General features: G+C 69.7%; 11 protein-coding genes. 6 read left to right on the plus strand and 5 right to left on the minus strand.

Features of this window, described 5'->3' with window-relative positions:
• Window positions 1–159 precede the first annotated feature (159 nt).
• Window positions 160–1,455 carry a nucleotide sugar dehydrogenase gene (locus tag JX005_RS02260; protein ID WP_214465768.1) on the plus strand — a complete coding sequence of 432 codons (1,296 nt, stop codon included), beginning with the start codon at window positions 160–162 and terminating at the stop codon, window positions 1,453–1,455.
• Between the two features lie 27 nt (window positions 1,456–1,482).
• On the opposite strand, the gene JX005_RS02265 is transcribed toward JX005_RS02260, so the two are convergent.
• Window positions 1,483–2,715 (minus strand): FG-GAP-like repeat-containing protein, encoded by a 1,233-nt coding sequence (locus JX005_RS02265; protein WP_214465769.1) that lies wholly within the window; start codon window positions 2,713–2,715, stop codon window positions 1,483–1,485.
• Between the two features lie 298 nt (window positions 2,716–3,013).
• Here JX005_RS02265 and glf point away from each other — a divergent pair, with 298 nt between their 5' ends.
• Genes glf through JX005_RS02280 form a run of 3 tightly spaced genes read left to right on the plus strand, consistent with a single transcriptional unit; the run spans window position 3,014 to window position 5,725 of the window.
• On the plus strand, window positions 3,014–4,150 hold the full coding sequence (glf, locus tag JX005_RS02270) for a UDP-galactopyranose mutase (RefSeq protein ID WP_214466061.1): 1,137 nt from the start codon (window positions 3,014–3,016) through the stop codon (window positions 4,148–4,150).
• 22 nt (window positions 4,151–4,172) lie between these two features.
• Entirely contained in the window at window positions 4,173–4,979 is an 807-nt protein-coding gene (locus JX005_RS02275) for an ABC transporter permease (protein ID WP_214465770.1), read from the plus strand.
• On the plus strand, window positions 4,979–5,725 hold the full coding sequence (locus JX005_RS02280; protein WP_214465771.1) for an ABC transporter ATP-binding protein: 747 nt from the start codon (window positions 4,979–4,981) through the stop codon (window positions 5,723–5,725). The genes JX005_RS02275 and JX005_RS02280 overlap by 1 nt, the downstream gene beginning before the upstream one ends.
• Here the strand turns inward: JX005_RS02280 and JX005_RS02285 are convergent.
• From JX005_RS02285 to JX005_RS02300, 4 genes are all read right to left on the minus strand, one after another.
• Window positions 5,710–6,702 (minus strand): glycosyltransferase family 2 protein, encoded by a 993-nt coding sequence (locus tag JX005_RS02285; protein ID WP_246533406.1) that lies wholly within the window; start codon window positions 6,700–6,702, stop codon window positions 5,710–5,712. The two genes, JX005_RS02280 and JX005_RS02285, sit on opposite strands and share 16 nt — an antisense overlap.
• The gene (locus JX005_RS02290) at window positions 6,699–8,609 is read right to left on the minus strand and encodes a glycosyltransferase (RefSeq protein ID WP_214465773.1); all 1,911 of its coding nucleotides are present in this window, start codon (window positions 8,607–8,609) and stop codon (window positions 6,699–6,701) included. The genes JX005_RS02285 and JX005_RS02290 overlap by 4 nt, the downstream gene beginning before the upstream one ends.
• 124 nt (window positions 8,610–8,733) lie before the next feature.
• Window positions 8,734–10,056 (minus strand): O-antigen ligase family protein, encoded by a 1,323-nt coding sequence (locus JX005_RS02295; RefSeq protein ID WP_214465774.1) that lies wholly within the window; start codon window positions 10,054–10,056, stop codon window positions 8,734–8,736.
• Entirely contained in the window at window positions 10,053–11,453 is a 1,401-nt protein-coding gene (locus JX005_RS02300; protein ID WP_214465775.1) for an O-antigen ligase family protein, read from the minus strand. The genes JX005_RS02295 and JX005_RS02300 overlap by 4 nt, the downstream gene beginning before the upstream one ends.
• 80 nt (window positions 11,454–11,533) lie before the next feature.
• Between JX005_RS02300 and manA the strand changes: the two genes are divergently transcribed.
• Both manA and JX005_RS16210 read left to right on the plus strand, forming a co-directional pair.
• The gene (gene manA / locus JX005_RS02305; RefSeq protein WP_214465776.1) at window positions 11,534–12,703 is read left to right on the plus strand and encodes a mannose-6-phosphate isomerase, class I; all 1,170 of its coding nucleotides are present in this window, start codon (window positions 11,534–11,536) and stop codon (window positions 12,701–12,703) included.
• Between the two features lie 183 nt (window positions 12,704–12,886).
• Complete coding sequence (locus JX005_RS16210; RefSeq protein WP_214465777.1) at window positions 12,887–13,210, plus strand: WhiB family transcriptional regulator; 324 nt, start codon at window positions 12,887–12,889, stop codon at window positions 13,208–13,210.
• Window positions 13,211–13,277: the final 67 nt, after the last annotated feature.

A 13,277-nucleotide genomic window follows, 5' to 3' on the forward strand; every position in this document is an offset into this window, starting at 1 on the left:
TGCGCGGTCCTCTTGATGCTGTGCCCCTTCGTCGGACGCGCCGAAGGCTCGCACGTTCCGACATCAGGGTAACCCGCGGCGGATCCGCCGTGTCGGGGGCCGTACCACCGGGGCGCCGACGGCGGAGTCCGCGGGTGGCGCACGCCTAGACTGGAATCCATGCGCATCGCCGTCGTGGCCCTCGGAAAGATCGGCCTTCCCCTCGCCGTCCAGTTCGCCGACTCCGGTCACGACGTCATCGGCGTCGACGTCAACGCGAAGGCGGTCGAGACCATCAACGCCGGGGTCGAGCCCTTCCCCGGCGAGGCGCACCTGCAGGAGAAGCTGTCCGAGCTCGTTCCCGCCGGGCGCCTGCGCGCGACCACCGACTACGCCGAGGCCATCCCCGGAGCCGACGCCGTCGTCCTGGTCGTCCCCCTGTTCGTCAACGACACCACGTGGGAGCCGGATTTCGCGTGGATGGATGCCGCGACCCGCTCGCTCGCCGAGCACCTGACGCCCGGCACCCTGGTGTCGTACGAGACGACGCTCCCCGTCGGCACGACGCGGAGCCGGTGGAAGCCGATGCTCGAAGAGGGCTCCGGCCTGCGTGAGGGCACGGATTTCCACCTCGTGTTCTCGCCCGAGCGGGTTCTCACGGGTCGCGTCTTCGCCGACCTCCGCAAGTACCCCAAGCTCGTCGGCGGTCTGTCCGAAGCCGGCGCGCAGCGCGCCCGGGAGTTCTACGAGGCGGTGCTCCAGTTCGACGAGCGCGACGACCTTCCGCGCGCCAACGGGGTGTGGGACCTCGGCAGCGCCGAGGCCGCCGAGATGGCCAAGCTCGCCGAGACGACCTACCGTGACGTCAACATCGGGCTCGCCAACCAGTTCGGCCTCTTCGCCGCCGAGCACGGCATCGACGTGTATCAGGTCATCGAGGCCTGCAACTCGCAGCCGTACAGTCACATCCACCGTCCCGGCATCGCCGTCGGCGGCCACTGCATCCCCGTCTACCCCCGCCTCTATCTGTCGACCGACCCCGACGCCGACATCGTCCGGACGGCGCGCCTGCTCAACGCGTCGATGCCCGAGCGCCTCGTGGCCCAGGCGGCGGGCATCCTCGGATCCCTCGAGGGCACCCGTGCCGTGGTCCTCGGCGCCGCCTACCGCGGCGGCGTCAAGGAGACGGCGTTCTCGGGAGTGTTCCCGACCGTCGAGGCGCTGACCGCCCGGGGCGCCGACGTGCGCGTCCACGACCCGCTCTACACCGACGACGAGCTGCGTGCGCTGGGCTTCGAGCCCTACGCACTGGGCGACGACGTCGACCTCGCGATCCTGCAGACCGACCACGCCGACTACCGCGCGATCGCCCCGGCCGACCTGCCGGGCATCCGCCTCATCGTCGACGGCCGCAATGCGACGGATGCCGCGACCTGGGCGGGAACGCCCCGCATCGTCGTCGGCGCCGCGGCGTAGCCGTCCGTCGCCGGCCGCGCGCCGGCGTCAGCCGATCGCGGGGAACTTGCCCCATCCGGTGCCGAGGGACGACACCGTGCCCCAGCCGCCCTTGCCGTTGCCGCGGTAGAGCACGAGCGACCCGTCGGAGCGTCGTGCGACCACGTCGGGCGTGCCCGATCCGTCGAGGTCGCCCGCGCCGACGATGGCCGTCATCCCCTGCCAGCCGGTGCCGACCTTCCTGGCCGTGCCGAAGGAGCCGGAGCCGTTCGTGGGGTACAGCCAGAGCGAGCCGTCCGCGCGGCGTGCGAGCAGGTCGCCGTGGCGGTCGCCGTTGAAGTCGCCGGCGTACAGCACCGCGGTCATCGAAGCCCAGTTGGATCCGATCTTGCGCGGAGAGCCCGCGAACGCGCCCTTCCCGTTGCCGCGGTAGAGCATGAGCTGTCCGGCGGCGTTCACAGCGAGCACGTCGGTGCGCCGATCGCCGTCGAAGTCGAGTCCGCCGATGACCCGCTTCATGCCCTGCCATCCCGATCCGATGTTGGTGGCGGCCGAGTAGGTGCCGCTGCCCGTGCCCCGGTACAGCGCGAAGACGCCGTCGGCTCGGATGCGGCCGATGTCGCTGACGCCGTCGCCGCTGAAGTCGCCCAGCGTGACGAGCTTCTCTCCTGCGTTCCACCCGGTGGCACCGACGGTGCTCGCCGCCGAGAGCCTGCCCTTGCCGTCTCCCCGCTTCACGATCACCGTGCCGTCGGACTTCAGGGCGACCACGTCGGCGTGGAAGTCGCCGTTGGCGTCGCCCGCTCCGGGCGCGGCGGCGGTCTTGCTCCAGCCGAAGATCTGCACCCAGTACGCCGAGTAGCAGGTCCCCTTGGCGTAGCCGATGCCGACGCCGGTGTAGCGGGTGTCGAGGATGTTCTTCTTGTGACCGGCCGAGGCCATCCAGCCGGCGACGACGCTGGCCGCCGTCGTGTAGCCCGCCGCGATGTTCTCGCCGGTGGCCGCCCAGCCGGCGCTGGAGGTGCGGCTCGAACGCCACGCCGACGTGCTGTGGGTGAAGGTGCACGTCTTCGCGAGCTGCTGCGCCCACGCCTGGGCGGCCTTGTCGAGTGCGGCATCGGAGATCAGCGGCTTGAGGCCCGCCTTCGTGCGCTGCGCGTTCGTGAGATCGAACACCGCCGAGGCGGTGCCGGTGGCAGCGTCTGCCGGTGGGGCCGTCGCCACGCCCGCGGTGGCGAGCAGGGCAAGGGAGATGAGGAACGCAGTGATCTTCGCGCGCATGGGCCGTCCTTCGTACGTCGGGGTCGTCGCACTACCGTGGGCCTGTGGCGAATCCCGGGAGAGCCCCGGGAAACGCTTGCAATCACGGTATCCGACTGTGCGTCGTCATGATGGCCATTCGCTGTCCCCTCTTCGGGGGACAGCGGGTCACTCGTCGTGGGCAGTGCGACCGCGGGGATCGTGCGGAATCCCAGGTTCGCCGGGTCGCCCTGGGTAGAATCGGGGCGTGCGGCGGCGCTCTCTGCCCGCCGCGTCGCCGTGTCTGCGGCATCCGTCTCACGAAAGCGCGCACAACCGCATGGATCTTCTCGTCGTCGGCTCCGGATTCTTCGGCCTCACGATCGCCGAGAGGGCAGCGGCATCCGGTCGCAAGGTCACGGTGATCGACCGCCGCCACCACATCGGCGGGAACGCGTACAGCGAAGACGAGCCGACCACCGGCATCGAGGTGCACCGCTACGGCGCGCACCTGTTCCACACCTCCAACCCGGGGGTCTGGGAGTACGTCAACCGCTTCACGAAGTTCACCGACTACGTCCACCGCGTCTACACGAACCACCAGGGCGTGGTGTACCCCCTGCCGATCAACCTCGGCACCATCAACCAGTTCTTCCAGGCCGCGCACTCGCCCACCGAGGCGCGGGCGCTCGTGCACGAGCTCGCCGGCGAGTTCGACGCCAAGGACGCCGCCAACCTCGAGGAGAAGGGCATCGCCCTGATCGGGCGCCCGCTCTACGAGGCGTTCATCCGCGACTACACGGCGAAGCAGTGGCAGACCGACCCGAGGAACCTCCCGGCCGAGATCATCAGCCGGCTGCCCGTGCGCTACACGTACGACAACCGCTACTTCAACGACACCTGGGAGGGCCTGCCCACAGACGGCTACACCGCCTGGCTCGAGCGGATGGCCGACCACCCGAACATCGAGGTGCAGCTCGACACCGACTTCTTCGACGAGTCCCAGCCGCTGAACAGGAAGGCGACCGTCGGCCAGGTGCCGATCGTCTACACCGGGCCCGTCGACCGCTACTTCGACTACGCCGAGGGCGCGCTGTCGTGGCGCACCCTCGACTTCGAGGAGGAGGTGCTCGAAGTGGGCGACTTCCAGGGGACGTCGGTCATGAACTACGCCGACGCGGGCGTCCCGTACACCCGCATCCACGAGTTCAAGCACTTCCACCCCGAGCGCGCCGACCGCTACCCGGCCGACAAGACGGTCATCATGCGGGAGTTCTCCCGCTTCGCCACGCGCGAGGACGAGCCGTACTACCCGGTGAACACGCCCGACGACCGCGCCGGGCTGGTCGCCTACCGCGAGCTCGCGAAGGGTGAGCAGGGCGTCCTGTTCGGCGGCCGTCTCGGCACGTACCAGTACCTCGACATGCACATGGCCATCGGCTCCGCGCTGTCGATGTGGAACAACCAGCTCGCCTGAGCGGCGGCCATAGACTCGCATCGTGACCACCGCAGCTGTCGGCGCGCCCGGATCGCCGAGGCGGTACCTCCACTCGCTGTGGCTGCTCTCGGCCCGTGACCTGAAGGTCCGCTACTCCACGAGTGCGCTCGGCTATCTGTGGTCCGTGCTCGACCCGCTCGTGATGAGCGCGATCTACTGGTTCGTCTTCACCCAGATCTTCCAGCGCACCGTCGGCGCAGAGCCGTACATCGTGTTCCTCATCACGGCGCTGCTGCCGTGGGTGTGGTTCAACGCGTCGGTGGGCGACTTCACACGCGCCTTCAACAAGGACGCGCGGCTCGTCCGCTCGACGGCCATCCCCCGCTCGATCTGGGTGATCCGCATCGTGCTCTCCAAGGGCATCGAGTTCCTCTGCTCGCTGCCGGTGCTCGTGCTGTTCGTCGTCGTCGCGTCGTTCGGCGTCACGCCCGTGCAGCTGAACTGGGGGCTGCTGCTGTTCCCCGTCGCCGTCCTTCTGCAGACGGTGCTGCTCGTGGGCCTGGGTCTGCTGATCGCGCCGCTCTGCGTGATCTGGACCGACCTCGAGCGCACGACGAAGCTGATCCTCCGCGCGCTGTTCTACGCGTCTCCGGTCATCTACGGGGTCTCCGACCTCCCGGGCGTCTTCGAGACGCTCGCGGCGTTCAACCCGCTGTCGGGGATCTTCGCCCTCTACCGCGTCGGATTCTTCCCCGAGGAATGGGATCCCTGGGTGATCGGCATCGGCGCCGTCATGTCGTTCCTCATCCTCGCCCTCGGCGTGCTCGTCTTCCGGCGGCTCGAGCGTCCGATGCTGAAGGAGCTGTGATGACGGCATCCGGTCTCGCCATCCAGGTGAGGGATCTCGGGGTGCGCTTCCGCCGCAACCGGCGCGGGCGGCGCAGCCTCAAAGACCTGTTCGCCGATTCCTCGCGGCGCTCCAAGCCGGGCGAGTTCTGGGCTCTGCGCGACGTGAGCTTCGACGTCCGGCCGGGGGAGTCGATCGGCGTGGTGGGCCGCAACGGCCAGGGCAAGAGCACCCTGCTCAAGCTCGTCGCGGGCGTGCTCATCCAGGACGAGGGCACGGTCGCCGTCGAGGGCGGCGTGGCGCCGCTCATCGAGATCACCGGCGGCTTCGTGGGCGATCTGACGGTGCGCGAGAACGTCCGGCTGACGGCGGGACTGCACGGGATGCCGCGGGCCGAGGTCTCCCGGCGGTTCGACGGCATCATCGAGTTCGCCGAGCTTCAGGACTTCGTCGACACCCCGTACAAGCACCTGTCCAACGGCATGAAGGTGCGCCTCGCGTTCGCGGTCGTCTCGCAGCTGGAAGAGCCCATCCTGCTCGTCGACGAGGTGCTCGCCGTCGGCGACAAGGCGTTCCGCGAGAAGTGCTACCGGCGCATCGACGAGCTGCTCGCCGACGGGCGCACGCTGTTCTTCGTCAGCCACAGCGAGCGCGACCTGCGCAGGTTCTGCACGCGCGGCCTCTACCTCGACAAGGGGCGCCTGGCGATGGACGGGCCGATCGCCGACGTGCTCGACCGGTACAACGCCGACTACAACGCGGGCTGACCGTCCGCGCGGGCGAGCGGCGGCATCGGAGTCCACGACGCGTCGCGGGCGATCCGGCGGCCGTCGCGGATGCCCCGGAAGAGGTTGCTGGTGCCGCGCACCTTGCGCTCGACGAAGACCAGGCGGATGAGCTCCTTGGCGAACGTGAGGACCGAGCCCAGCCAGAAGCGCACCGGGCGGTAGGCGCCGTTGGCCTTGAAGTAGTGCTTCATGTACCCGCGATTGCGCATGATGTAGTAGCGGTAGGCGTCGCTGGAGGCGTTGAGGTGGCGCACGCCCATGTCCCACTGCTTGATCTCGCGCGTGCGGCGCAGCACGAACTCGTTCACGATGACCGCGGTGGTGCGGCGCGATGCGAGCCAGCCGTAGACCGAGTCGTCCCAGTAGATGAAGAAGCGCGGGTCGGGCAGGCCGATCTGCTCGACGATGTCGCGGTGGATGAACATCCCCTCGAAGCATCCGGAATTCATCTCCCGGTAGCCCGACTCGTCGAAGCCCGCGGGCGCGAACGGGATCGGGATGCCGAACGGGATCGAAAGGCGGTACTGCCAGTAGAACTCGCTGCCGTCGTAGTCGAAGCGCCGGCCCTGGATGCTCTGGAACCGGGGCGCCCACTTGCCCATCTTCGCGAGGCCGTCGGGGATGACCTCGACGTCGTCGTCCATGAGCCAGATCCACTCCGACCCGAGGTCGTGCGCGACGCGCATGCCCTCGCTGAACCCGCCGGACCCGCCGGTGTTCGTCTCCATCCGGCGGTAGACGAGCGTCGTGCCGAGCCGCTCGCGGAACGACTCCACCACCTCGCCGGTGTCGTCGGAGGAGGCGTTGTCGATCACGACCACATGGCCAGGCTGAGGGTCCATCGCCGCGATGCTGGTAAGCAGGCGCGACAGCAGTCCTGATCGGTTGAACGTGACGATGGCGATCGTGGCGGACGCGGGGTCGAACGGCTGGGCCGAATCGAGCGGCTCGGTCAACGGGACTCCTCGAAGGTGCGCTCCCACGCGGCGAGCGAGGTGAGATCGGGTGCGGCCGCACGGTAGCGCGCGGCGAGCTTCGGCCATTCGCGCCGCAGTCGCCGGTGAAGGCGGAAGCTCTCGGTCAGCATGCGACGGAACTGGCGCCGGTCGCGCGTGTAGACGTTCTTCCCCGAGCCGTCCGCCGCGCTGACGAGCGCGCTGTCGTACACCGGGATGCGCCACCAGAACGCGTCGCCCTTGCCGAATTCGACTTCCGGCTGGGCGATGTTGGCGGGCCGCGGGGCGTGGAACCAGTGCGAGACGAGGGTGGAGAGCGTGAACCAGCGCAGGCGCAGGCCGGTGGGGTTGTCGAGGTTGTTCACCGACAGGCGCTTGAAGACGATGCGACCGCGTCGCGCCCGCAGCGGCACGCCTGCATCCTTGTGGACCACCGTCTCGGGGAAGTCGGCCGCGAGCGCCCGTGCCGCGGGCATGGCGGTCGCGAGGTTCGCGCGCATGTGCTCCGGGCCCGACAGAATGTCGCGCAGCGCCCGGTGCCGCAGGGCGACCGGGTAGTACTGCATCATCATCAGGTGCTTCATGTCCATCCGGCGGCTGTGCCGGATCAGGGTTCCGCCGCGGGGCGCGCCCGAGTGGAGGAGCCCGGCCGCGATGCGGTTGCGCGCGTGGAAGTACGCCTGCCAGTCGATGGAGTCGTCCTTGCCGACCCAGGAGACGTGCCACAGGGCGACGCCCGGCATCGACACCGTCGGGTAGCCGGCGTCGCGCGCGCGGAGGCAGAACTCCGCGTCGTCCCACTTGATGAACGCCGGCAGGGGCAGTCCGACATCACGGATCGCGGCGATCGGGATGAGGCACATCCACCAGCCGTTGTAGTCGGCGTCGAGGCGCATGTGCAGCATCGGGCTCTGGCGCAGGTTGGCCACGCTGAAGTCGTGGGGCAGCTTGTCCTGGTAGAGCGCGCGCCACATGAACGGCTCCTCGTCGACGACCTCCGCCCACGCGTGCAGCTTGGGGCGATCGAGGAGGTCGAACATGTGCGCGCCCACGATCGTGGGCACGGTCGCGAAGCGGGCGAAGACGATCGACCGGCGCACCGACTCGGGCTCGAGGCGGACGTCGTCGTCCATGAGCTGGACGAAGTCGGTCTCTGGCCGCGCCAGGCTCTCGGCCATGACGCGCGCGAACCCGCCGGAGCCGCCCAGGTTCGGCTGCGTGACGATCTGGAGGGTCTCTCCCAGCGCCTCGGCGACCTCGGCGAATCCCTCTTGGGCGTCGACGCGGCGGTCGCCCTGGTCGATGATGAAGATCCGGTCGACGAGCTCGAGCACATCGGCGGACTCGGACAGGTTGGTCAGCGTCCAGACGCAGTAGTCCGGCTTGTTGTACGTGGTGATGCCGATGGATGCCTTGCCCGTGCGCGCCGGCTCCTGCTCGGTCGTCCACTCGGCGCCCTCGAACAGGGCGTTCTTCTCGTCGGCGACGATGTCGAACCAGATGAATCCGCCGTCGCTGTACTGGTCGAGGACGAGGTCGAAGCTCGTGGCCGCGGCGCCGTCGACCTCACGGGTCTCGATGCGCTGGCGCACGCCCGAGCCGTTGGAGCGGTAGACGAGGATCGTCGCGGGTCCGACCGTGCGCACCGTCAGACGCACGTTGCGGACCGTGGTCCAGTGCTGCCAGTACGCGGCGGGGAACGCGTTGAAGTAGGTGCCGAACGACACTCGCCGCCCGGCGATGATCCGCGCCGAGTTGCGGCCGAGGATGTTCCCGAGGTGCGCGCGACTCGAAACGCGGACGGGCTCCTCGTCGATGACCGACCAGGTCTCGGGGTCGACATAGAGGGGCAGGAGGTCGGGATCGCGATCCGTCGGGAAGACGACGTTCTGCAGGATGTGGGTCACGTGTGGAGCTCCCGTATACAGGCTGGCGCGGGGCGTCGGGCCGAGAGTGAAGCTTACCTTGCCGACCCGGGCGCTTTCCGGCCCGGAGGACCACCGCCGACGCCGGCGCAGGCCCGACGCGGAGTCACAGACGCTCGCCGTCGTGCGGCAGGTCGTCGGCGTCGGACGCGGCGTCGATCCGCTCGCGCCACGACCGCGACAGCCCGGCGCGCACGGCGCAGAGCACCAGCATCAGCCACCCGATGCCCACCAGCGTGAAGCTTTCGAACATCGAGTCGATCAGCAGGGCCACGAGGATGAGCGGCGTCCACGCGTAGATCACCGAGCGCCGCTCGCTGGCCGCCAGCCAGGAGCGCACCAGCGCGGTGGCCGCCAGCGCGACGAACAGGATCAGGCCCAGCCAGCCGAGCTGGAGGAGGACGTCGAAGTACGCGTTCAGACCGGTGGCGTGCGACGACTCGAGGAAGTAGTTGATGAAGCTGAAGGGCTGCTCGCTCGGTGCCCACGCGCCGTACCAGCCCCAGCCCTGCACGGGGCGGGACCGCACCAGATCGACCATGACGTTCCACAGGTCGACGCGCATCGAGAAGTCCGTGCCGGCCCCCAGCCACGCGATGATCGGGTGGCGCGCGAAGTAGCCGACGACGACGCCGATGACGACGGCTGCCCCCAGAGCGAGCTGCAGGGCCTCGCGGTGCTCGGGCTTGGTGTGCCTCACCCAGGCGAGGGCGCCGACCGTCAGCCCCACACCGAGGGCGAGCACCAGCACGGTGGGGGAGTCGCTCAGCGCCGCGAGGCTGCCGCCGAGCACCACCGACGCGATCGACACCCCGGGGCGCACCGACTGCGTCCGCCATTCGATGAGGAAGGTGATGAGGGCGAGGACCGCGACGAACCCGAGCATGTTGCGGGTGCCGAAGATGCCCTGCACGGGGCCGAGCGCTGCGAGGTTGCCCTGGACCCCGAGGAACCGGAACGGGATGTCGAGGAGCACCCCCGAGAGCACCTCGACGGCGAGAGAGACCCCGAGCAGGGCGCGGAGGACGTCGCCGAGCGCCCGCGCGGTCTGCAGGGTGTCGCGTACGTGGCCGATGACGATCGCCAGGAAGGCGAGCGCCGCCGTGGTGACCCAGCTCCAGAAGGACGTCGTGGCGTCCGTGCTCCAGAACACGCTCAGCAGCGCCCACCCGACCACGGCGATGAGCGTCGTGGGCACGAGCCGCACGAGCGAGATCTCCTGACGCCGCACGATGAGCACCGCCGCGCCGATGACGCACAGGCCCGCGATGATCGAGATGTAGGTGATGCGGCCGGCGAGCCGCTCGATCGCGAACGACGCGAAGACGGCGCCCAGCACCGTCAGGGTGTACGCGCGTGCGAACGACGCCGAACCCAGCAGCGCGCTGAGCCAAGCGGCGTGGCCGGGGCGAGCCGGCGGGGCGGTCACGGCTCCTGCTTCTCGGGTTCGCCGCGTTCGATCGCCGCACTCTGCTCGGCCGGACCCTCGCCGACATGGGGTGACTGCTTGATCTTCGAGCCGAGCATGACCACGAACATCCAGCCCCACAGCAGCAGCGGGGAGGACTCCGCCAGGCCCTGCACGAGCACGATCGCCCCGACGAGCGTCGGCAGGAGGGTGAGCGACGAGTACGGCCGGTCGTCGCGGAGGTCCCACCGCGGCCGGTCGACCGCGAAGAACCACGAGCGCCACACGAACGCCAGGTACAGCAGTCCGAGCAGCACCACGCCCACGATGCCCAGCTGCATCCGGATGTCGACCCACATGTTGTGGGCCTGCAGCACCGTCTGGCCGTGGTCGATGATCCAGCCGTCGAACGCCGGATCCCACGGCACCCACGGCGTCGCGTAGCCCCAGCCCAGCCACGGCCGCTCGTCCGCCCGCTCGAGCACCTTCGCCCAGATCGACTCGCGGCCGGTGAGGTCGGAATCGCGGCCCAGGGCGCTGAAGATCGCGCCGCGGAAGAAGTAGAGCGCGGCGAGGCCGCCCAGCCCGACGACGGCGTAGCCGATGTAGTAGCGCGTCCGCTCGCCCGGCCGGCGCGTGCGGCGCATGAGCAGGACGGTGACGAGCACGATCCCCACGCCGGCGGCGGCGACGTAGGCCGTCGCAGAGGAGGCGCGGTAGAAGAGGTAGGCGGACAAGCCGATCCACGCCCACAGCAGCGCACGGCGCGGTGCGCGCGCGGCGATGCGGATCGCGAAGACGATGATCGCGAGCAGCGCGACCGGTCCGAGGAGGTTGGCGTTGCCCATGATCCCCTGGATGCGCGTGCCCCAGTCGAACAGGTTGTTGCGTGACCAGTACTCGATGGGGTCGTCGGCCTTCCCCACGACGAAGCCCGGCAGGATCGGCGCCTGCACGAAGAGCGACACCCACAGCTCGAACAGGAGCGAGAGCGCCATCACCCATTTGAGAGCGGATGCCGCGGCCCGCACGAGTTCGCGCCAGGTGAGGACGCTGCCGACGAAGAGCGCCTGAATCGTCGTGATCCACAGCAGCAGCAGCGTCAGCGCGGTGGTCTGGAGCCATGCCGACCACAGGAGCGAGGCGGTCGCCCACACGACGAAGCCGACCACGAACCACGGGAGGCGCTGCCAGTGCATCGGGGGCCGGATGACGAACCACAGGACCACGGACAGGACGCCGCCCGCGATGGTGATGACGGCGGCCGTGAGCTCGCCGAACGCGTGCACCCAGGCGGTGCCCGAGAGTCCCATGAACAGAACGAAGATGCACCACCCGCGCAGCATCAGATGGCCCGTCTTCTCACGGACCGGGGGAGCCGGCGGCGCCGACGCCGGGTGCTTCGAGTGGACGGCCATCGCATGACAGGCTACCCCCGACGCCTCTCGCCTCCCCGCCGCGCGCGGGTGGTCGCGAACGCGCCGCGTACGCTGGATCCATGCTCGTGCCGCTGACGAACGAACCGCGGGATTACGCGTGGGGATCGACGCTCCTCCTCGCCGACCTCGAAGGCCGAGCGCCGTCCGGCCGCCCGGAGGCGGAGGTGTGGTTCGGCGACCATCCGGCCGACCCGGCCGTCACGGAGGACGGCCGGACGCTGGACGTGTGGCTGGCCGAGGACGGGACCGCCACCGGAGCCCCCGCTCAGCTTCCCTATCTGCTGAAGCTGCTGGCCGCGGCATCCGCTCTGTCGATCCAGGCCCATCCATCGAAGACGCAGGCCGAGGAGGGGTACGCGCGGGAGGAGGCCGCCGGCATTCCGCGCGACGCGCCCCACCGCACCTACCGCGACGCCAACCACAAGCCCGAGCTCATCGTCGCGGTGAGCGAGGAGTTCCGTGCGCTCGCCGGGCTGCGCGACCTCGACGCCACGCGCCGGCTGGTCCGTGCCCTCGGCGACGGAGCGCGTCCGCTCGCCGAGCGGCTGGAGCGGCAGGATGCGTCGCTCGCCGACGTGCTCGCATGGGTGCTGACCGACGAGGCGAAGGCCGACGTCCGGGCCGTCGTCGATGCCGCGGCGGCGGCCGACTCGGAGGAGTTCGCCGCCGAGCTCGCCCTCGTGCGCACGCTGGACGCGCAGTTCGCCGGGGACGGGGGGATCGTCGTCGCGCTCCTGATGAACCTCATCACCCTGCGTCGCGGCGAAGGGCTGTTCGTACCTGCCGGTGTCCTGCACGCCTACCTCAGCGGACTGGGCGTCGAGCTCATGGCGGCGAGCGACAACGTCGTGCGCGGCGGGTTGACGCCCAAGCACATCGACGTCGGCGAGCTGCTCGCGGTCCTCGAACCGCGACCGGCGGCGCCGCACATCGTGCGCGCGCGCTCCGTGGCGCCCGGCGTCCAGCGCTTCGACGTGCCGGTCGCCGACTTCGCGCTCGACCGGGTGCGGGCGTCGGAGGACGACGAGCTCCGCCTCCCCGTGGACGGGCCGACGATCGCCCTGGTCACCGCAGGCGAGGTCACGGTCGCCGGCGGCACCAGCACCACGGTGCTCACGCTCGCACCCGGCGGAGCGGCCTTCGTCACGCCCGACGAGCAGTGGGTGCGTGTCACCGGGTCGGGGGAGCTCTTCCTCGCCGCTCCGGGCACGATCCCCGCCGCCGGATGATCGGCCGAATGGGAGAGTTCTCATCCGACCGTTATCACAGAGCGACACGCCGTCGGCGCGTCGCGAAAGTTCAAGAGGTACTTGAGGCTTTAGTATCTGCGACTTGACCTCGGAGAACTACACGGGTGTAATTACTCGTACACGCACACCGCGTGCAGGGGGATATCCCGGGGGGAGAACGAGATGACGGCTTCGCAATACCGTTCAGGCGTTCCCGAAAACTGGTTCGTCGATCCGGTGCAGCTCGGTGTTCCGGGCGTCCGCCGGCCGGTCGAGGGGGAGGATGAAAATCCTCTCTCGTGGCAGACCGATGCGCTGTGCTCGCAGACCGATCCCGAGGCCTTCTTCCCCGAGAAAGGCGGCTCGACCCGCGACGCCAAGCGCGTCTGCGCGTCGTGCGACGTCCGCGGGGAGTGCCTCGAGTACGCGCTGCAGAACGACGAGCGCTTCGGCATCTGGGGCGGACTCAGCGAGCGCGAGCGCCGCAAGCTCAAGCGCCGCGCCTGAGCCCGAAGCCCGCGGTCGCTTCTTCGATCTCGCGGACCCGGCGCGTGCGTCGCCGACGCCTCCGCCC

The organism is Microbacterium flavescens, assembly GCF_018588945.1.
GTDB lineage: Bacteria > Actinomycetota > Actinomycetes > Actinomycetales > Microbacteriaceae > Microbacterium > Microbacterium flavescens.

Bases quoted from the DNA above. Each gene is read 5' to 3' on its own strand.
- JX005_RS02260 (WP_214465768.1), top strand. From the start codon at position 160: ATGCGCATCGCCGTCGTGGCCCTCGGAAAGATCGGCCTTCCCCTCGCC.
- JX005_RS02265 (WP_214465769.1), bottom strand. From the start codon at position 2,715: ATGCGCGCGAAGATCACTGCGTTCCTCATCTCCCTTGCCCTGCTCGCC.
- glf (WP_214466061.1), top strand. From the start codon at position 3,014: ATGGATCTTCTCGTCGTCGGCTCCGGATTCTTCGGCCTCACGATCGCC.
- JX005_RS02280 (WP_214465771.1), top strand. From the start codon at position 4,979: ATGACGGCATCCGGTCTCGCCATCCAGGTGAGGGATCTCGGGGTGCGC.
- JX005_RS02300 (WP_214465775.1), bottom strand. From the start codon at position 11,453: ATGGCCGTCCACTCGAAGCACCCGGCGTCGGCGCCGCCGGCTCCCCCG.
- manA (WP_214465776.1), top strand. From the start codon at position 11,534: ATGCTCGTGCCGCTGACGAACGAACCGCGGGATTACGCGTGGGGATCG.
- JX005_RS16210 (WP_214465777.1), top strand. From the start codon at position 12,887: ATGACGGCTTCGCAATACCGTTCAGGCGTTCCCGAAAACTGGTTCGTC.